This window comes from Nevskia ramosa DSM 11499 (genome assembly GCF_000420645.1).
GTDB classification, from domain to species: Bacteria; Pseudomonadota; Gammaproteobacteria; order Nevskiales; family Nevskiaceae; genus Nevskia; species Nevskia ramosa.
In genome coordinates this window covers 159319-177952 of sequence record NZ_ATVI01000007.1, presented here as the reverse complement: position 1 = coordinate 177952, position 18634 = coordinate 159319, and the positions used below count along the sequence as shown (strand labels likewise).

The following is an 18634-nucleotide window of genomic DNA, read 5'->3' as shown; positions in this document are numbered from 1 at the left end:
AGAGGCCCAAGCTTTAGTAAGCTTGGGCCTCTTTTTCGTCTGGACCCGTTTCGATCCCGATGTCTGCATTGACGGAAAGCGCCGCCTGGCGCGCACTGACCAGCCTTGCTGCCGCCGATGCGGCGACCACGCTGAGCCAGCGTTTCAAGGACGATCCTGCTCGCGCGCAGCGCTATTCGGCCGAAGCCTGCGGGCTGTACCTCGATTACTCGAAGCAACGCCTCGGCGATGACGGCATCGCGGCGTTGCTGGCGCTCGCCGAGCAGCAGCAGGTGCCGCAATGGATCGCCCGGATGCATGCCGGCGAGGCGATCAACGTCACCGAGCATCGCGCCGTCGGCCACATTGCCCTGCGCGCGCCGCGCGATGCCGGCCTGCAGATGGCGGGCGAGCCGGTGATGCCCCTGGTGCATGAAGTACTCGATCGCATGTTTGCCTTTGCCGATACGCTGCGTAACGGCGCCTGGCGCGGCGCCACCGGCGAGCGGATCAGCGATGTCGTCAATATCGGCATCGGCGGTTCGGATTTCGGGCCGCGCATGGTCTGGGAAGCGCTGGCTGAAAGCGACACCATGCCGCGCGCGCACTTCGTCGCCAATGTCGACGGCGCACAGTTGTCGGACGTGCTGGCGAAACTCGCCCCGACGCGCACCCTGTTCGTCGTCACCTCGAAGACGTTCACTACCGAGGAAACGATGACCAACGCTGGCGCTGCCCGGCGCTGGTTGACCGCCGCACTCGGCGATGCCGCTGTCTTCCAGCACTTCGTTGGTGTATCGACGGCGCGGGCGGCGACCGAGGCTTTCGGCATCGCGCCTGACAACGTCTTCGAGTTCTGGGACTGGGTTGGCGGCCGCTACTCGCTGTGGTCGGCGGTCAGCCTGGCCAACATCGTCGCGCTGGGACCTGAGCGTTTCCGCGAACTGCTGGCCGGCGCCCACGCGATGGACGAGCATTTCCGCAACGCGCCACTGGCGACGAACCTGCCGGTACTGATGGCGCTGATCGCGGTCTGGAACAGCAATTTCCTGGGTGCGGCTAGCCAGGTCGTCGCGCCTTACGCGCAGCGCCTGAGCCATTTCGTCGGCTGGCTGCAGCAGCTGGAAATGGAATCGAACGGCAAGGGTGTCGATCGCGAGGGTCGGAAAGTCGATTACGCGACGACGCCGGTGCTTTGGGGCGATGTCGGCAGCAACGCCCAGCACGCGTTTTTCCAGATGCTGCATCAGGGGCCGGCGCTGAATCCGGTCGATTTCATCCTGCCGGTAGCCGCCACCAATGCGCTGCCGGAGCAGCAGCCGCTGCTGATCGCCAACTGCCTGGCGCAGAGTGCGGCGCTGATGCGTGGCAAGAATGCGGCCCAGGTGCGCGCGGAACTCGAAGCCCAGGGCTTGAGCGGTACCGCACTGGATGACGCGATCTCGCATCGCGTGTTCAGCGGCAATCGGCCAAGCAATACGCTGCTGCTGCCAAGGCTCGATGCCTTCCATCTTGGCGCGCTCTGTGCGCTGTACGAGCACCGCACTTTCGTGCTCGGCGTGCTCTGGAACATCAATGCCTTCGATCAATGGGGTGTGGAACTCGGCAAGCAGCTGGCGCATCAGGTGGTCGCCGCGCAATCGGGCAGCGCGGCAACGGATGACGACGGGCTCGATCCGTCGACCCGCCGCCTTCTGGAGCGCATCGATGGTCGCTGACCTGCGCCTGTTACTGGCCTTCGTCGTCGCAGCGATGCTCGGCGCCTGTACGTCGGCCGTGGTCCAGCGCGTGCAGGATCATGGCTCCGGCGAGGAACGCATCGAACTGAGCAAGACCGCATTCTTCCCGAATGAGGATCGCGCTGCTGCAGCCGCTGCACTGGCGACGATGTTCTATACCGATGGCCTGACCTCCACCGGCCCGCTTCAGGTCGCGCCGTTTCTCGGCAACAGGACGCCGCCGGCCAATCTGCGCGGCGAATTCACCGGCATTGCCTATCAGCTGGACCGCTTGGCTTTCGTTCTGCCGCCGACGCTCGATGCCGTGTTCGCCGAGATACGCGCTGGCCGGCCGGTGATGGTGCTGCAGAAAGTGCCGGAATTGCGTTATGCCGTCGTCATCGGCGTCGAGCCTCAGAGCAATCAGATGATCCTGCGCTCGGGCAAGGAAGGCCGCGCCTATCAGCCGCTGAGCGATTTCCTCAGCTACTGGAAGGGCGGCGACAACTGGGCGATGGTGATCAGCGATGGCAGCCGTGTGCCCGCCAGCGCCACTCAAGCCTCCTGGATTGCCGTGGGCGAAGCGGCGACCTTGGCCAACTATCCGAAGCTGGCCGAGAAGAACGCTTATGGCGCAATCGAGCGCTGGCCGGATCAGGTGGTGCCCTGGGTTGCGCTCGGCAATGCCCGTTATGCGCTGAAGGACTGGGCCGGCGCGCAGGAGGCCTATCTCGAATCGCTGCGCCTGAAGGCCTTCAATCCGGTGGTGCGCAACAATCTGGCACTGGTGCTGCTGGAGCGCCACTGCGTCGATCTTGCCGAGCAGCAGCTCGACGAAGCCCTGAAAGGCGAGACCGATGCCGCACTGAAGGCAGCGTACGAAGGAACGCGGCAGAAGATCAGCCGCTATGAAGGGCCGTCGATCTACTGCCCGCCGCCGGACGACGCTTCAGCGCCCATCGAATATGAGATTGCACCGTTGAATCCGGAAACGCCGAACGCGAATCGAGTGCGTCGACGAGCGCGCTAGCCGCAGCTTCGCTGAGCCGGACATCAGCCAGCGCGTTACCGATCGCCACCGCGATGTTGCGTAGCCAGCGCAAGTGGCCGGCGCGGCGCAGGGCCATGCCTTCGGTGCGGCTCAGGTACTCATCTTCAGTCCAGGCAAACAGATCGATCAGCCGAGCGGTGTCAAGGCCGTGGCGCGGCGCGAAATCCGGCGTCGCGTCGAGCTTCGCGTAGCGGTTCCACGGGCAGGCGAGCTGGCAGTCATCGCAGCCGAAGATGCGGTTGCCGATCGCCGGCCGCAATTCCTCGGGAATATCGCCGTGGTGCTCGATGGTCAGATAGGAAATGCAGCGCCGCGCATCGAGCCGATACGGGCCGATGATCGCCTGCGTCGGGCAGATGTCGATGCAGGCCGTGCAACTGCCACAACGCGGCGTCACCGGTTCCGCAGGCACGGCGTCGATCGGCAGATCGGTATAGATCTCGCCGAGGAAGAACCAGGAGCCAGCTTCGCGATTGAGCACCAGCGTGTGCTTGCCGATCCAGCCGAGCCCGGCATTGCGGGCCAGCGCTTTCTCGAGCACCGGCGCGCTGTCGGCAAACACCCGATAGCCGTGCGGCGCGATGGTCTGGGTGAGCTGTTCGGCGAGCGCCTTGAGCCGCTTGCGCATCAGCTTGTGGTAATCGCGACCCAAGGCATAACGCGAGATGTAGGCGGCCTCCGCATCGGCAAGCACGGCGTCGGCATCTTCGGCCGAAGGCCGATAGTCGAGCCGCACGCTGATCACCGTAATGGTGCCCGGATGCAGTTGCGCGGGGTCAGCGCGCAGCGCTGCGTGTTCGGCCATCCAGCCCATGCCGCCATGCAGGCCTTCATCGAGCCAGCGGCGCAGATGGGCGTGATCGTCATCCAGCGCCAGGCTGGCAACGCCGGCATCGGCGAAGCCCAGCGCGCGGGCGCGATCACGGATTTCCGCAGCCCAATCGCGAGGTGCAGCGAGGGGTTCAGAAGGGGCGGACACTTATACTGGCGGCATGGAAAACATTGCGGCGCGATTGTATTCCGCAGCCCAGGTGCGCGAACTGGACCGGCGCGCGATCGAGGACTGCGGGATCCCCGGTTTCACACTCATGCAGCGCGCCGCACTGGCCGCATGGCGGGCTGCCCGGGGGCGCTGGCCGGAGCTCAGAGCTGTCACCGTTCTCTGTGGGCCCGGCAACAACGGCGGTGACGGCTATGAACTCGCGCGTCTCGCTATAGCTGATGGCTGCACGGTGCAAGTGCTCGAATGCGAAGACTTGCCGCGTCGTGGCGATGCACTGACGGCGCGCGCAGCCTGGCTGGCGGTTGGTGCCGTCGAACGCTGGTCGGCCACGTCTGCCGAGGCGCTGCTGGTGGCCGATCTGATCGTCGACGCGCTGTACGGCGTCGGCCTGAGCCGAGCGCTGGAAGGCGAGACCGCGGATGCCATCGTCGCGGCCAATGCCGCGCATGCGAACGGTGTTGCAGTGCTGGCGCTCGATATTCCGTCCGGTCTGATCGCCGATACCGGGCATGTGCCGGGCAAGGTGATCAATGCTGATCTGACGGTGACCTTCATCGCGCAGAAGATCGGCTTGTTGACCGGCCAAGGGCCTGCCTTCGCCGGCCATGTGGAACTGGCGACGTTGGACGTGCCGGAGCACGTCCACGACGGTCTGATCCCGATCGCTGAACGCATCGACGCCTCGCATCTTCGCCGCTGGCTGCCGCGCCGCAGCCGCACCGGCCACAAGGGCGATCACGGCCATGTGCTGCTGATCGGCGGAGACCACGGCATGCTCGGCGCGATCCTGCTCGCCGGTCGAGCCGCGCTCCGTGCTGGCGCCGGCCTGGTGACCATCGCGACCCGCGCCGCCCATGCGCAGCTTCTGGCGGCCGCGCAGCCTGACCTGATGGTGCGCGGCATCGAATCGCCGGAAGCACTGGCAACGCTGATCGCCCGCGCCGACGTCATCGCGGTCGGTCCCGGGCTGGGTACCGACGACTGGAGCCGGGTGATGTTCGATGTGACAGTAGCAGCAGCGCTGCCGACGGTGGTCGATGCCGACGCGTTGAACCTGCTCGCGCAACAAGCGTCGCCTCATCGACGTGATGACTGGCTGCTGACGCCCCATCCAGGCGAAGCCGGCCGCCTGCTCGGCTGCAGCACCGCTGCTGTTCAGCGGGATCGAATTGCTGCCGTACAAGCACTGCAGGCGCGCTATGGAGGAGTAGTGGTGCTGAAAGGCGCGGGCAGCCTGATTGCGGATGGTGAAGTTCTGCGGATTTGTCCTTATGGCAATCCGGGCATGGGCGTCGGTGGCATGGGCGATGTGCTGACCGGTATCGGCGCTGCGTTTCTCGCCCAGGGTTTGCCGTTAGGCATTGCCGCAGCGGCGGCGGTGACGGCGCATGCCAGAGCCGGTGATGCCGTGGCGATTGCAGGCGGTGAGCGTGGGCTGATTGCTTCCGATGTAGTCGACGCGCTGCGTGCGCAGGTCAATCCATGAGCTGTCTGACGATCAAGCTGGCTGACGATGCCGCGACCGAAGCGCTCGGTGCGCGACTCGCCGCCGAGACCACGTCGCGGCCGGGCGGGGTGATCTACCTGCAGGGCACGCTCGGTGCCGGCAAGACCACGCTGGCACGGGGTTTTCTACGCTCGCTCGGCGTCAGCGGCAGCATTCGCAGCCCTACGTACACGCTGATCGAGCCCTACCGGATCGGCGATCAGGATCTGCTGCACATGGACCTGTATCGCTTGAAACATCCGGATGAACTCGAAGGTCTGGGCCTCGACGATTACGCGCCGTCACGCTGCTGGTGGCTGGTCGAATGGCCGGAATGCGGCACTGGTTTTCTGCCGCCGGCGAGCCTCGTCGTACGGCTGTCGGCCGATGGTGAAGGCCGCTTGGCCGAGCTTGAAACGACGGCGGAATGGCCGTTGATCGCCGCGCGCTGGCCGGAAATCGTGCCGAACTTGCGATAGAGCATGAGATAGTTGGTACTAAGCACTGATTTCGATACGAAATTTCTTCGAAATCTGTTGAAGTCACGGCCGTCAAGCCGTATCTTCTGGCTTTGATCGACCCCGATGGGGCTTCATGCGCGCATTGACCGGATTTTTGTTGCTGCTGACCGCGCAGGCTGCCGCCGCGACCGAGCTGCGCGAGCTGCGCCTGCTCGACGGCCCGGACTCGACGCGTGTGGTCTTCGATCTCGACGCCGAAACCACGCCGAAGGTTTTCACCCTCGCCAATCCTGATCGCGTGGTCATCGATTTCTCCGATGCTCATCGCGGCACCGCGCTGCCCTCGAGCGGTGCCGGCGCTGGCCTGATCAAGGCATTGCGCACTGGTCCGCGCGAGAAGGGTCTGCGCGTGGTGCTCGATGTCAGCGAGAAAGTCCTGCCGCATTCCTTCGGCCTGCAGCCCGACGGTGGCTACGGTTATCGGCTGATCGTCGACCTGATTCCGAAGACGCCCGGCGCAGTCCGCGTACTGCCGGCACCGGTGGTCAGCCCGGCGCTCGGCATTGTTGCCACGGCACCCGCGACGCCGGCCTTGAACCCGACGCCGGTCGTGCAGCCACCAGCACCGGCCGTTGCACCGATCCAGGTGCAGACCGTCGCTGCGTCGACGGCCGAATCCGCGCCGCTCGTTGCGCCCCGCGCCAATGGCCGCTTCCGGGTGTCGGAGAAGGAAATCGTCATCGCCGTCGATGCCGGGCACGGCGGTACCGATCCGGGAGCGATCGGCCTCGGCGGCCTGCGCGAAAAGGACGTGACCCTGGCGATCGCCCGCAAGCTGAAGAAGAAGATCGACGATCAGCCTGGCATGCGCGCGGTGCTGACCCGCGACAGCGATACCTTCATCGAACTGCGGACTCGCACGGTGAGAGCGCGTCAGGTCGATGCCGATCTGTTCGTGTCGATCCATGCCAATGCCACCGAAGATCGCGGCATGCAGGGTTCGGCGGTCTACGTGCTGTCCGAGCGCGGCGCGTCGAGCGAGCAGGCGCGCTGGATCGCCAATCACGAGAACGCGGCGGATCTGGTTGGCGGCGTCGCCTTGCAGAAGCAGGACGACAATGTCGCCGCGGTGCTGATCGACATCTCGCAGGGCGCGACGATGGAAGCCAGCTTCGATCTCGGCGGCCGCATGCTGAGTTCGATGGGCCGCATCAATCGCCTGCAGAAGGCGGAAGTGCAGCAGGCCGGCTTCATGGTGCTGAAGTCGCCGGATATCCCTTCGGTGTTGGTCGAAACCGCGTTCATCAGCAATCCGCGCGAGGAGAAACTGCTCGGCGACGCGGACTACCAGGACAAGATGGCGCAGTCGATCTTCGAAGGCGTGCGCAGCTATTTCGCTCGCTACCGGCCGCAGCAGATCGCGGTCAACGAACCGCCACAGGCCGCTGCTCCGGCGCAGGGCAAGGCGAAAGCGGTGCAGGTGCGTCTGAAGCGCTAGCCGCTTCCGTCCCTCTACGCTGCAAATCAACGGCCTCCTCGCGAGGCCGTTTTCATTAAGCTTGCCGCCTTCCCTCAAGGCCGTAGCCGTGACGATCCAGGTCCTCCCCGAGCAGCTCATCAATCAGATCGCCGCCGGCGAAGTGGTCGAGCGGCCGGCGACCGTGGTCAAGGAACTGGTCGAGAACAGTCTTGATGCCGGTGCTTGCGCAATCGAGGTCGAACTCGAAGCCGGTGGCTTGAACCTGATCCGGGTCCGTGACGATGGTGGCGGCATCGCTCGCGACCAGCTGGCGCTGGCACTGACGCGGCACGCGACCAGCAAGATCAGCCTGCTCGACGATCTCGAACGGGTCGCCAGCTTCGGCTTCCGCGGCGAAGCGCTGCCGAGCATCCTGTCGGTATCGCGACTGGCGCTGACCTCGCGCCGCGAGATCGATCAGCACGGCTGGAAAGTGGCCGGCAGTGGTCTGCTCGATGACGGCAGTCCGCAGCCGGCGGCACATCCGCCGGGCACCACCATCGAAGTGCGCGACCTGTTCTTCAACACGCCAGCGCGGCGCAAGTTCATGAAGGCGGAAGGCACCGAGTTCCGCCATGTCGATCAGGCGCTGCGACGGCTGGCGCTGACACGCTTCGATCTGCGTCTGCGCCTGAGCCACAACGGCCGGCGCAGCTTCGAACTGGCCCAGGCCGAAGGCGATACGGCACGCGCGGCGCGTATCGCTGCTGTCTGCGGCGACGAGTTTCTGGCCAATGCGGTGACCATCGATGAGCAGCGGCTGGGCCTGCGGCTCTGGGGCTGGGTGGCGTTGCCGAGCTTCGGCCGCGCCCAGGCCGATCTGCAGTTCCTCTACGTCAACGGCCGCAACGTGCGCGACAAGCTGCTCGCCCACGCGCTGCGCCGCGCCTATCACGACGTGATGCACTCGCAGCGTCATCCAGCCTTCGTGCTGTTCCTGGAACTCGATCCGGCGCGGGTCGATGTCAACGTTCATCCGCAGAAGACCGAAGTGCGCTTCCGCGATGCCTCGGTGGTCCACGATTTCCTGTTCGGCGCCGTGCACCAGCTACTGCGCCGCATCCGGCCAGAGCCGGGCCAGCATCATCGCGTCGAGTTCGAGGCGCCCGCGTTCAGCACGCCTGATCCCGTACAGAGCAGCGTGCCGCTGAGCTATGGGCGCAATGTATCGACGCCGTCATGGCCGGTGCGCGAAGCCTCCGGCGCGTCCGGCTCGGCCTGGCCGCTGTATCGCGCTGGGTTTGCCGAACCGGAAATGCCTGCCGCGCTGAACGCGACAGAAGACGCGCCGCTGGGCCGGGCGATCGCGCAGATCCGTGGCGTCTTCGTGCTGGCCGAGAACCGTCACGGCCTGGTGCTGGTCGACGCTCATGCCGCGCACGAGCGAGTGCTGTACGAACGCCTCAAGCTGCAGCTGGCAGCGGACGGCATCGCTTCGCAGCGGCTGTTGCTGCCGGAAGTCATCCGGGTCGGTGGCGCGGAGGCTGATCAGCTCGAAGCGCAGTTCGAATCGCTGCGCCGCTTTGGCCTGATCCTCGATCGCGCCGGCCCTGAATCGATCACAGTGCGCGCAGTGCCGGCGCTGCTGATCAAGGCCGATCTTGCCGCACTGCTACGCACGCTTTGCGGCGGTGCCGATGATGCCGAAAGTGCCGAGCACTTCAACGAGGCGCTCGATGCGCAGCACCGCATCCTCGCCGACATCGCCTGCCGCGCCGCGATCAAGGCCAATCGGCGGCTGACAGTGCCGGAAATGGACGCGCTGCTGCGCGACATGGAGCAGACGCCAAATGCCGGCCAGTGCAATCACGGCCGGCCGACCTGGGTGCAGATCGATGCCGATGCGCTGGATCGCTTGTTCCTGCGCGGCCGCTAGGCTGAACGCTCGGAATTAATCTGTATCTCACCCCAATTTTTTAGATCAGCAGGTCGCCGCGGCGCAGCGAATACAGGCGGTACTTGCCGTAGCGCTTGGCCAGTTCGATTTCGCCGGCGTATTCGGTGGCGAAGCGTTCCGGGGCTTCGAGTGCCAGGCGGGCGGCGAAGGCTTCGGTGACGAAGATCATGCCGGGCGGGGTGACCGGCTCGACTCTCGCCGCGAACGACAGCTGGGAGCCGAAGTAGGTGGTCGTGCCTTCGACGGCGTCCAGCCCCTCGTGCACCGGCGCGTAGTGAGCCGACAGCCGCAGTTCGAGCTTGCCGAGCATGCCGCCGAGGGTCGGGCGAACGCGGTCGACGATCGCATGGATATCGGCGGCCACGGTAGCGACGGTCGCGGCATCGTCGGTGACAATGTGTACGGCGTCGCCCCAGGTGTGCTGCAGCAGGATGTGTTCGGCATGCGGCCTCAGCACGTCGGCAATGCCCTTGATCATCAGCGACTGGAACGCCGTCAGCTCATGTTCGGCCAGGCGGCTGTAGCCAGCGAAATCGGCGAACAGGGTGCCGACGAAACGGCGTAGCACTGGGGTGCCGTCGGGCGCCGTCGAGGCCTGGCCGGGTTGATCGAGTTGCCGAACCCAGGCGGCTCCGACGGCATCGCCGCGATCTTCGTTTGCGTCATCGCCGAGCACTCGCCAGCGGCACCCGAGCCGCTGCGCCGCGAGCCGGGACAGGCCGCAGGCGGTGGCCGAGACGTAGGCCGCGCACCAGTCGGTCTCGTCGTCGAGAAAGCCCTGCGCCACGGAACACTCGGCGACGTCTTCCAGGCAGCGGATCAGGCGGGTGCTGATCGTGCTGCCGTGGTTGCGCTGCCAGCGTTCGATCAGCTGGGAGCGCGTGGTCGGCAAGACCAGATGAATGCGGATGCCGCGCTGCAGGAACTGCTCGGCGATGGCGAGATCGTCGGGATTCGACAGGCCGCCGTAGACCACCGAGGCCGCCGATGGAAAGGCATCCGCCGACAGGTTCGGCGGCAGCGGTCGAGGCACGTAGTAGACCGGTGCCAGGCTGAGCAGATGGGTCAGGCTGTCACTGCAACCGAGATGGCGGCAGAGCAGTTGGAGCTGGGTCACGGTGCGGCTGCGGACGTTGACGTTGCCGCGCAGCAAGGCGTCGGCGCTGGTCAGTGCCATTTGGGCGCGCACCATGTCGCCGAGCAGCAGTGAGGCTTCCGCTTCGGTCACCTGCTGGTAGTACGCCGAGGTTTCGGAATCCGGTGGTTTGCGCAGGCAGTCGAGCACCTTGGCCGCTAGCGCCACAGCTTCCTCGCGACAGCCACCGAGCATCAGCATCGAGGCGGCGTTGATGCCGGGAAAGAAGCCGCCGGTGCGATCGAAGGCCACCTGGTAGACGCGGCCGGCGCGTTCGAACAGTTCGCGCGCACGATCGCCGCGGGAAGCGAGCGCCAGGTCCTTGTACAGCCGGCCGCCGAGCGCCAGCCATTCCTCCAGGTCCGGCTCGTCGACGATCGCCAGCTCGCGATAGCGGCGCATCGCCAGCTGGGTGCTGCCGGCGTTGGCCAGCGATAGCAGGGCGATGTAGTCGAGCTGGCGATCGTGCAGGCCTTCGCCTTGCGCCTGCCGGGCCAGGTCGTGGCAGAGCAGATAGTTGCCGGCCTTGAAGGCGCGATGGCAGAGCGCCAGCGCGGCAGTCAGCGGGTCTTCCGGCAGGCCTTCGCCTGGCGTCGGATCGATGACCAGCAGCGCCCGCCCGCTGTCAGCGGGGCGGCGGTAGCGCAGCGTCGACCAGGGCAGCGGAATCCGCGACGGATGCTGGCGCCATTCGATGACTTCGGTGGTGCCGCCGGGCAGCGGCGCGTGCCCCGGCCGCTGGATCGCGACCAGCACATCGGACTGCTCGGCCAGGCAGGCGGCGAGACGACGGTACTGCTGCTGGCGAAAGGTCGGATCGGGCAGCCGCCGCGCGGCATCGGGATCAGGCAGCAGATCGACGATTACCGAGCAGCGTTCCAGCTGCTCCTGCAGCGCCTCGCGGACGTTGATGATGCTGTCGCGGGCCAGCACTTCGGGTTCGTCGTCGAGGCGGCGCATCCAGTCTTCGACCAGCACATCGAGCGGTACCGGCAGTGCGGCGACGGTCTCGAACGGCACGCCGGCCTTGCTCAGCCAGTCGGACGCGGCCCGCTTGAACAGCAGGTCGGCACCCGGAGCGAGGCCGGTCAGCAGGGTGACGCGGGTCGGCTGGCAGCGCGCCATCAAGCCGGGCAGCGCGTCCTCAGTCAGACGCTGTCTTGCAGCGGCGTGTTCGTCCACCGACAGCGACAGATGGCCGGTGGCGCCGATCAGCAGATGGCCTTGCTCGCGGCTCGGCAGTTCGGCCAGCCACTGGGCCAGGCTCAGGGTGCGCGGGCTCATGCGCTTCAGCCGCGCGAGCCGTTCGCTGGTGCGCTCGATGGCGCCGCGCGCATCAACACGTAGACCGCGCCGGTGCCGCCGTCATGTGGCCGCGCCGAGCAGAATGCGATCACGTCATTGCGCCGGCGCAGCCAGCCGTCGAGCAGGGTCTTGATCACCGGACCGGTGTTCGGCGAGCGATTGCCCTTGCCGTGGATGATCCGCACGCAGCGCACGTCCTTGCTCTGGCATTCGGCGAGGAACAGCGATACTTCTTCGCGGGCGACACTGCGATTCAGGCCGTGCAGATCGAGTTCGGCGCGGATCCGGTAACCGCCGCGCCGCAACCGCCGCCAGACGGTGTCCTGCAGGCCGTCGCCGCGATAGCTCAAGGTGTCGCCACTCTCCATCAGCTCCGGCTCGAACATGCCGTAGTCGAGCAGTTCGTCCATCACCGCGCGCTCGTCGGCCTCGGCTTGGATCGGCTTGGTCGGGGGCAGTTTTCGGGGCGGCGGCACGCGGTCCGAGGCTGGCCGCGGCTGCACGCCGGACATCGCGGAGCGGAAGGCGTCGTCGTCGTCCACAGCATCGAAATCCGGATTCTTCATGGCGTCGGCATCATAGCTTGCCGATCGGTAAACTAAGGCTCTACCGATCCACCCAAGACCATGCGGATTCTTCTGTCCAACGATGACGGCTGCACGGCCCCCGGATTGCTGGTTCTGGCCGAGCAGCTGAGGTCCGCGCACCACGTCGATATCGTCGCGCCGGACCGCAACCGCAGCGCTGCGTCTAATTCGCTGACCATCCTCCATCCGCTGCGCGTGCAGCGGCATGCCGATGGCACCGTCTGCGTCGATGGCACGCCGACCGATTGCGTCCACATCGCGCTGGCGAGCCTGCTGGATCAGACGCCGGACATGGTCGTGTCGGGCATCAACAACGGTCCGAATCTGGGTGACGACACCTTGTATTCCGGCACTGTCGCCGCGGCGATGGAAGGCCGACATCTGGGCATTGCGGCGGTGGCGGTGTCCTGCGCGGCCTACAACCCGAAGCACTACGACACTGCAGCAAAAGCGACCTTGCGCATCGTCGAGCGGCTGCGCGAGGAGCCGTTTCCGGGCAACACCATCCTCAACGTCAATGTGCCGGACCTGCCTTGGGACAAGCTCAAGGGCTTCGAGGTGACGCGGCTGGGTCATCGCCACAAGGCCGAACGCTTCCAGCAGACGCTTGATCCGCGCGGCCGGCCGATCTACTGGGTCGCTCCCGCTGGTGCCGGTGCCGACTGCGGGCCGGGTACCGATTTCCACGCGGTCGAGAACGGCTACGTGTCGATCACGCCGCTGGTCGTCGATCTGACGCGCCACAACGCGCTCGAAGGCCTGACCCGCTGGGCTCAGAAACTGTGATGACAGGCAGTCATCCGCATAGCCGCGGCCTCGGGCTGACCTCGCCGACCAGCCGCGCCCGGATGGTGGCTGAGCTGCGCAAGAACGGCGTCAGCGACGAGCGCGTGCTGGCGGCGATGCAGAAGATTCCCCGCCACGAGTTCGTCGAAGAAGCCTGGCGTGGCGAGGCTTACCGCAACAAGCCGTTGCCGATCGGGCTCGCCCAGACCTTGTCGCAGCCGGTGGTCGTCGGTTTGATGTCCCAGGCGCTGATCGCTGCCGTCGCGGGCGCACCAGCCGGGCCGCGCAAGCGGGTGCTGGAGATCGGCACCGGCAGCGGCTATCAGACCGCCGTGCTCGCCGAACTGATCGAGCGGGTCTACTCGGTGGAGCGGCTGAAGCTGTTGTCCGAGCTGGCCCGCAAGCGGCTTGGTGGCCTCGGCTATCGCAACATCCATTTCGGCTACGCCGATGGCACGCTGGGCTGGGATGCGCACGGGCCGTATGACGCGATCATCGTCACCGCGGCGGCGACCGAAGTGCCGAAGGCGCTGCTCGATCAGCTGGCGGCGGGCGGGCGGCTGGTGATTCCGGTCGGGCCGCCGAACAACCAGATGCTGCGCGCGGTCGATCGCATCGGCAGCCGCTACATCGCCACCGATCTGGCCACGGTCAGCTTTGTGCCGCTGCTCGAAGGCCGCGCCTGAGCCCGCGATGATCGATCTGTTCAAGCAGTGGATCACGAGCGTGATGGCCGAACTGGGCTATCTGGAAATCTTCTGCCTGATGGCGCTGGAATCGAGCCTGTTTCCGGTGCCGTCCGAGCTGGTGATGATCCCGGCCGGCTATCTCGCGAAGGGCGGCGCGCTCAATCCGTTCCTGGCGGCCCTGGCCGGCGGCAGCGGCTCGGTGTTCGGCGCTACTGCCAACTATCTGCTCGGCCGTCACGTCGGCCGCGCCTTCCTGCTGCGCTACGGCCGCTATCTGCTGATCAATGAAGCGAAGTATCACGAAGCCGAGGCGATGTTCCTCGGTAACGCGCGGTTGGCAACCTTCATCGGCCGCTTCATCCCGGTGGTACGGCATCTGATCTCGCTGCCGCCGGGCGTGTTTGGCATGAACTATCCGTCGTTCGCGGCGATCACCTTTGCCGGTGCCACGCTGTGGTGCGGTGTGCTGGTGGCGGCCGGCTACTTCTTCGGCGAAGCGGCCGTGCAGGTGATCACCCATTACACCCACGAACTGGCCTATGCCGCGCTGGCGCTGCTAGTGGGCGGTCTGCTGTGGTTCCTGTTCCACAAGCGCGCGTGAAACGGGCCGCCGCATTGGCGCTGGCTGCGCTGATGCTGCTGATGGCTGGCTGCGCCATCGAGTCGCCGCGCGCCAAGGTATCGCGCTCTTCGGTCAAGCCGTCGCAGCGCTCGGCGCCGACCGTCGGCGAGGTCTACGTCGTCACCAAGGGCGACACGCTGTATTCGATCGCCTTCCGCAACAACCTCGACTATCGCCAGCTTGCCGAGTGGAACGGCATCGGCAGCGATTACCGGATCAACATCGGCCAGCGCCTGCGCTTGACGCCTCCCGGTGCAGCCGCCACCGGCGACGTGGCGACCCAGGCGCCGCAGCGGGTCGCGCCAACCCAGTCAGCGCAGCCTGTGCTGCCGATGCTCGAAGGCGCTGGCACCTGGGAATGGCCGACGCGCGGCTCGGTGGCACGCGGCTTCGATGCCGGCGGCAACAAGGGTCTCGATATCGCCGGCGAACTCGGCCAGATCGTCGTCGCCAGCCGTGGCGGCCGGGTGGTCTACAGCGGCGCCGCGCTCAAGGGCTATGGCGAGCTGGTGATCATCAAGCACGACGAGCAGTATCTGTCGGCCTATGGCTACAACCGCAAGCGCCTGGTCAACGAAGGTGAGGAGGTTGGCCCTGGCCAGTCGATCGCCGAACTCGGTGAAGGTCCGGCACAGAAGCCGCTGCTGCACTTCGAGATTCGCGATCGCGGCCGGCCGCTCGATCCCAGGCGTCTGCTGCCAGCTCGTTGAACCGGCAGCAGTACGTTCGGCTTACTGCGGCTGCTTCGCCTTCCACTCCTTGACCGCGGCCAGCGTGTTGGCCACGTGCTTGTCCGGGCTCAACGCCGAATAGGCGTAGGAGACGGTGGAGTCCGGCAGGATCACGAACGAGGTGCGGTCCGAGTAGCCCACCAGCGGAATCTTCGCGTCGTAAGACTTCGAGATCTTCAGATCCGGATCGGCCGCCACCGCGAACTTGTTGCGGCATTCGCTGACCGAAAACTTGTTCAGCGTGTCGATATCGTCCTTCGAGACGCCGATCACCGTCGCGCCCAGCGCATTGAATTCCTCGGTCGCCTCGGCGAACAGATGCGCTTCCACTGTGCAGCCCTTGGTGAACGCTGCCGGGTAGAAGTACAGCACCACCGGTCCCTTCTTCAGTGCGTCGGCCAGCGCGAACTGGAACGGCTTGCCGGCCAAGGTTGCCTGGGTGGTGAAGTCCGGAGCCTTGCTGCCGATTTTCAACGCGGCCATCGCCGGCACCACGCAGCCCAGCGCAACAGCTGCAGCAAAAAACTTCAGGCGCTGCCGGGAAACGACGGGTTTCAAGGACATCGGGTGCCTCCGCAAGGGTTGTTGACTTTCTAGCTTACTCGCGGGGAGCTTGCGTGGATTCAATGCACGATTGTCAACGCGGCGCGGAGTCGTGACACTTGGCGGCGAAACGACCGGCTCGATCCAGCACCTTCGATGACAGACGACCGCGCCACCCGCCTGCAAGCCCTGTTCGATGAAGCTTCGCTGCTGCCGTGGGATCAGCGCGGCGAGTTCCTCGACCGTGTCTGCGCCGGCGATGTCGCCTTGCGTCTCGACCTGGAGCGGCAACTGCGCAATGTCGGCGATACCGTCGTCGTGCTTGATCGCTCGGCGGTGACGGGCGAAACCGAATTGCCGCCTGAGCCCCTGCAAGCGGGCACCTTGCTGGGACCCTGGGAAATCGAGCGCTTGGTCGGCCAGGGCGGCATGGGCGAGGTCTATCAGGCTCGGCGGGCGGATCGGGCCTTCGAGCTGCGAGTGGCGATCAAGCTGTTGAAACGCGGCCTGGATACGCATCAAGTGATCCGCCGCTTCCTGCTCGAACGTCGCATCCTCGCCCAGCTCACGCATCCGAACATCGCCCACGCGCTCGATGCAGGCGCGGCGCCGGACGGCCGCCCGTATCTGGTGATGGAGTACGTCGAAGGTCAGGCGATCACCGATTACGCGCGCACCGGCACCAACGGACAGGCGCTATCGATCACTGAAATGCTGCGGCTGATGATCGTCGTCTGCCAGGCGGTGCAGGAAGCGCACAAACGGCAGATCGTCCACCGCGATCTGAAACCATCCAACGTGCTTGTGACGGCGGAAGGGCAGGTCAAGCTGCTCGATTTCGGCATTGCCAAATCCCTGAGCGAAGAAGAGGTGGACGCGACAAGGATGGCCGGCGAAGCCACCGCGCTGACGCCGGCCTACGCTGCGCCCGAACAGATTCTCGGCCAGGCAATCACGCCGGCGACCGATGTCTACGCGCTCGGCGTGATGCTTTATGAACTGCTCACTGCGCGCCTGCCGCATCGGCGCGAAGGGCGATCGGCCAGCGTCATCGTCGTCGAGCTGGACAAAGAAACCGTGCTTCGGCCGAGTACCGTGCTGCGCCAGGAGCGCGGCCGGCTGCCGGAACCCGAGCGCGCGTCACGTCTGCGCGACGTGTCGAAGGATCTGGACCTGATCGCGATCAAGGCGCTGCATCCCGACACAGCAAGGCGTTATGCCGATGCCGAAGCGCTCGGTGACGACCTTCAACGCCTGCTCGATCAACGGCCGATTCAGGCGCGGCCGGATTCCCTGGCCTACAGCGCCAGCCGCTTCGTGGGGCGCAATCGGCTGGTCGTGGCGGCAGCAGCGGCGGTCATGCTGGCGTTGACGACGGGCTTGAGTATCGCCATCTGGCAAGCCGGCATCGCCCGCACCGAAGCGCGCAGCGCACTGCTGCAGAAACAGCGCGCTGAGCAGGTCAAGGAATTCATGCTCTCGGTGTTCAAGGAACAGGACCCTTACGAGCACACGCGTCAGCAGCAACGAACGCCGCTGCAGCTGATCGTCGAGGCGGCAAGAAGAGTCGATGCCGATCTGAGCGGCGACCCCGAAATCCATGCCGAAGTGCTGGTCGAACTGGCCGGCATCCGAGTCAACCTCGGCGACGTCGCCGGTGCTCGCGAGATGCTGGAACGCGCGCTCGCCCAGCAGAAATCGATCTACGGACCGGACAGCCTGCCGGTAGCGCGCAGCTTGATTGAACTCGCGCGCGCCGCCGACAAGGAAAAGGGCGATGGCTCGTCGGAGATCGAACCCAATGTCCGTGAGGCGCTGCGCATACTGGCGTTGCCGGGACAGGGCGATCGTCGCGCCGTAGCCGATGCCAAGTTGCTGCTCGGCCGCGCCCTCGGATTTTCTCAGTCCAGCACGGCCGAAGCCTTGAAAGTGCTCGAGGAAGCGCGGCAGATCGACGAAGCAGTTGATGGCAAGGACAGCCGCGCAGCAGTCAACGTATTGTTGGCGGAAATGGCAGTGTTGCGGCGAGCCAATAGAGTCGCCGAAACTGAAAAGGCAGCCCGTGAAGCTATCAGCCGGCTAGAGCGGCTCGTGGGGCCGGACAACATCAGTCTGGCTTATCCCTTGTACGAGCTCGGCTCGCTGCTAACAACTGAACAGAGCCGCTACGCAGAAGCTATTCCGCTGCTACAGCGCTCAATTGCTATTCGGCGCAAGGAACTTGGTAATAAAGATCCCAGCTTGCCGGTCAACTTGGCGCAGCTCGGAGACGCGTATGCGAGTCTCAACCAGTACGAGGAAGCACGAACCGCCTTTGCAGAAGGCGAACGAGCAGTACCTGAAAACGACGACGCAACCTTGTACTACTTTCTATTCCGAAGATTGATCTTCGAGCAAACCGCTGAGCAGTGGAAAGAGGCAGAAGTTGACGCACGCCGTGTAGTCGCCTTATCTCGGAAGCTTTATGGTGATCTGTATCCGTTCACATGGCAGGCAGCTGCGGTGCTGGGCCATGCATTGGCTTCTCAAGGTCGCTTCGAAGATGCTGAGAAGACATTAATTGAAGCTAGGACAAAGATGCTTCTGGCCGCAGGTCCCGGCGCCTATGACAATGCTTCTCCAGCCGCAATGCTCGGGATTGCGCGGCTTCTCGGCGGCAGGCCTCTTGAAGCGTTGGAACCCTTGCGAGCTGCACTGCTCTTGACCGAGGCGGTTTTTGATCGAACCACATCTGTATGGGCCACGAATGCACTCAATCTTGCTGAAGCACTGCTGCAGATTGACAACATTGGCGCTAACGCGGAAGCCAAATCTTTGATCGATCAAGCCTTGAGTGTCTACGAGCCCGGAACGGAGCCAATCTTTCTAGCCAAAGCTCTAGTTGATAGAGGCATTTGGCGGTTCAAAGTCGGTGATGATGTCGGAGGTAGAGCTGATATGGATCAGGCAACCAAACTGTTCATTAGCAACTCCGGGAATCACGACATCGATATGGCCCGGATCAAAAAAGCTTTAAGCAAGAAAAACTAAAAGACCACCGCCCAAAGAGCTTGGGCGATAGTCTTCTCTGCTGGATTCATTCCTGTTGAGTTCAGGGATTACAGCGGTCAATCGTTGAATTG

14 protein-coding genes and 1 pseudogene are annotated in these 18634 nt (G+C 65.1%); 11 read left to right on the top strand and 4 right to left on the bottom strand.

Annotated features, from left to right (window positions below):
• The first annotated feature begins 59 nt into the window (after positions 1 to 59).
• Positions 60 to 1697, top strand: coding sequence for a glucose-6-phosphate isomerase (pgi, locus tag G513_RS0112180; protein WP_028475468.1), 1638 nt, complete (start codon positions 60 to 62; stop codon positions 1695 to 1697).
• Positions 1639 to 2532: pseudogene (locus G513_RS26305) on the top strand (hypothetical protein); the annotation flags it as partial. The gene pgi and the pseudogene G513_RS26305, both read left to right, overlap by 59 nt.
• A gap of 64 nt (positions 2533 to 2596) precedes the next feature.
• Here G513_RS26305 and queG read toward each other — a convergent pair.
• A complete protein-coding gene (gene queG, locus G513_RS22765) occupies positions 2597 to 3727 on the bottom strand; it encodes a tRNA epoxyqueuosine(34) reductase QueG (protein WP_022977121.1) in 1131 nt (376 codons plus the stop codon).
• Between the two features lie 13 nt (positions 3728 to 3740).
• Between queG and G513_RS0112165 the strand changes: the two genes are divergently transcribed.
• From G513_RS0112165 to mutL, 4 genes are all read left to right on the top strand, one after another.
• The gene (locus tag G513_RS0112165) at positions 3741 to 5237 is read left to right on the top strand and encodes a bifunctional ADP-dependent NAD(P)H-hydrate dehydratase/NAD(P)H-hydrate epimerase (RefSeq protein ID WP_022977120.1); all 1497 of its coding nucleotides are present in this window, start codon (positions 3741 to 3743) and stop codon (positions 5235 to 5237) included.
• Positions 5234 to 5716 carry a tRNA (adenosine(37)-N6)-threonylcarbamoyltransferase complex ATPase subunit type 1 TsaE gene (gene tsaE, locus G513_RS0112160; RefSeq protein WP_022977119.1) on the top strand — a complete coding sequence of 161 codons (483 nt, stop codon included), beginning with the start codon at positions 5234 to 5236 and terminating at the stop codon, positions 5714 to 5716. Before G513_RS0112165 ends, tsaE begins: the two co-directional genes overlap by 4 nt.
• 115 nt (positions 5717 to 5831) lie before the next feature.
• Positions 5832 to 7196, top strand: a complete 1365-nt coding sequence (locus G513_RS22760; RefSeq protein WP_084711500.1) for an N-acetylmuramoyl-L-alanine amidase — start codon at positions 5832 to 5834, stop codon at positions 7194 to 7196.
• An 88-nt stretch (positions 7197 to 7284) separates the two neighbouring features.
• The gene (mutL, locus tag G513_RS0112150; RefSeq protein ID WP_022977117.1) at positions 7285 to 9093 is read left to right on the top strand and encodes a DNA mismatch repair endonuclease MutL; all 1809 of its coding nucleotides are present in this window, start codon (positions 7285 to 7287) and stop codon (positions 9091 to 9093) included.
• 40 nt (positions 9094 to 9133) lie between these two features.
• Here the strand turns inward: mutL and G513_RS0112145 are convergent, their stop codons facing one another.
• Both G513_RS0112145 and G513_RS22755 read right to left on the bottom strand, forming a co-directional pair.
• Positions 9134 to 11533 (bottom strand): tetratricopeptide repeat-containing protein, encoded by a 2400-nt coding sequence (locus tag G513_RS0112145; protein ID WP_022977116.1) that lies wholly within the window; start codon positions 11531 to 11533, stop codon positions 9134 to 9136.
• Positions 11534 to 11538: 5 nt separating this feature from the next.
• Positions 11539 to 12120, bottom strand: coding sequence for a Smr/MutS family protein (locus tag G513_RS22755; protein ID WP_022977115.1), 582 nt, complete (start codon positions 12118 to 12120; stop codon positions 11539 to 11541).
• Positions 12121 to 12180: 60 nt separating this feature from the next.
• Here G513_RS22755 and surE point away from each other — a divergent pair, with 60 nt between their 5' ends.
• The 4 genes from surE to G513_RS0112120 are packed head-to-tail and all read left to right on the top strand — an operon-like array spanning position 12181 to position 14948.
• A complete protein-coding gene (surE, locus tag G513_RS0112135) occupies positions 12181 to 12927 on the top strand; it encodes a 5'/3'-nucleotidase SurE (RefSeq protein WP_022977114.1) in 747 nt (248 codons plus the stop codon).
• Positions 12927 to 13613: a protein-L-isoaspartate(D-aspartate) O-methyltransferase gene (locus tag G513_RS0112130; protein ID WP_022977113.1), complete on the top strand. Its 687-nt coding sequence runs from the start codon at positions 12927 to 12929 to the stop codon at positions 13611 to 13613. The genes surE and G513_RS0112130 overlap by 1 nt, the downstream gene beginning before the upstream one ends.
• 7 nt (positions 13614 to 13620) lie before the next feature.
• Positions 13621 to 14217 carry a DedA family protein gene (locus G513_RS0112125; RefSeq protein WP_022977112.1) on the top strand — a complete coding sequence of 199 codons (597 nt, stop codon included), beginning with the start codon at positions 13621 to 13623 and terminating at the stop codon, positions 14215 to 14217.
• Positions 14214 to 14948, top strand: coding sequence for a peptidoglycan DD-metalloendopeptidase family protein (locus tag G513_RS0112120; RefSeq protein ID WP_156891627.1), 735 nt, complete (start codon positions 14214 to 14216; stop codon positions 14946 to 14948). The genes G513_RS0112125 and G513_RS0112120 overlap by 4 nt, the downstream gene beginning before the upstream one ends.
• Positions 14949 to 14969: 21 nt before the next feature.
• Here the strand turns inward: G513_RS0112120 and G513_RS0112115 are convergent, their stop codons facing one another.
• Complete coding sequence (locus G513_RS0112115; protein WP_022977110.1) at positions 14970 to 15533, bottom strand: peroxiredoxin; 564 nt, start codon at positions 15531 to 15533, stop codon at positions 14970 to 14972.
• A 135-nt stretch (positions 15534 to 15668) separates the two neighbouring features.
• Here G513_RS0112115 and G513_RS0112110 point away from each other — a divergent pair, with 135 nt between their 5' ends.
• Positions 15669 to 18542, top strand: a complete 2874-nt coding sequence (locus G513_RS0112110) for a serine/threonine-protein kinase (RefSeq protein ID WP_022977109.1) — start codon at positions 15669 to 15671, stop codon at positions 18540 to 18542.
• The last annotated feature ends 92 nt before the right edge of the window (positions 18543 to 18634 follow it).

Bases quoted from the DNA above. Each gene is read 5' to 3' on its own strand.
- pgi (WP_028475468.1), top strand. From the start codon at position 60: ATGTCTGCATTGACGGAAAGCGCCGCCTGGCGCGCACTGACCAGCCTT.
- surE (WP_022977114.1), top strand. From the start codon at position 12,181: ATGCGGATTCTTCTGTCCAACGATGACGGCTGCACGGCCCCCGGATTG.
- G513_RS0112145 (WP_022977116.1), bottom strand. From the start codon at position 11,533: ATGAGCCCGCGCACCCTGAGCCTGGCCCAGTGGCTGGCCGAACTGCCG.
- G513_RS0112110 (WP_022977109.1), top strand. From the start codon at position 15,669: ATGACAGACGACCGCGCCACCCGCCTGCAAGCCCTGTTCGATGAAGCT.
- G513_RS0112165 (WP_022977120.1), top strand. From the start codon at position 3,741: ATGGAAAACATTGCGGCGCGATTGTATTCCGCAGCCCAGGTGCGCGAA.
- G513_RS22760 (WP_084711500.1), top strand. From the start codon at position 5,832: ATGCGCGCATTGACCGGATTTTTGTTGCTGCTGACCGCGCAGGCTGCC.
- G513_RS22755 (WP_022977115.1), bottom strand. From the start codon at position 12,120: ATGAAGAATCCGGATTTCGATGCTGTGGACGACGACGACGCCTTCCGC.
- G513_RS0112115 (WP_022977110.1), bottom strand. From the start codon at position 15,533: ATGTCCTTGAAACCCGTCGTTTCCCGGCAGCGCCTGAAGTTTTTTGCT.
- tsaE (WP_022977119.1), top strand. From the start codon at position 5,234: ATGAGCTGTCTGACGATCAAGCTGGCTGACGATGCCGCGACCGAAGCG.
- G513_RS0112125 (WP_022977112.1), top strand. From the start codon at position 13,621: ATGATCGATCTGTTCAAGCAGTGGATCACGAGCGTGATGGCCGAACTG.
- G513_RS0112130 (WP_022977113.1), top strand. From the start codon at position 12,927: ATGACAGGCAGTCATCCGCATAGCCGCGGCCTCGGGCTGACCTCGCCG.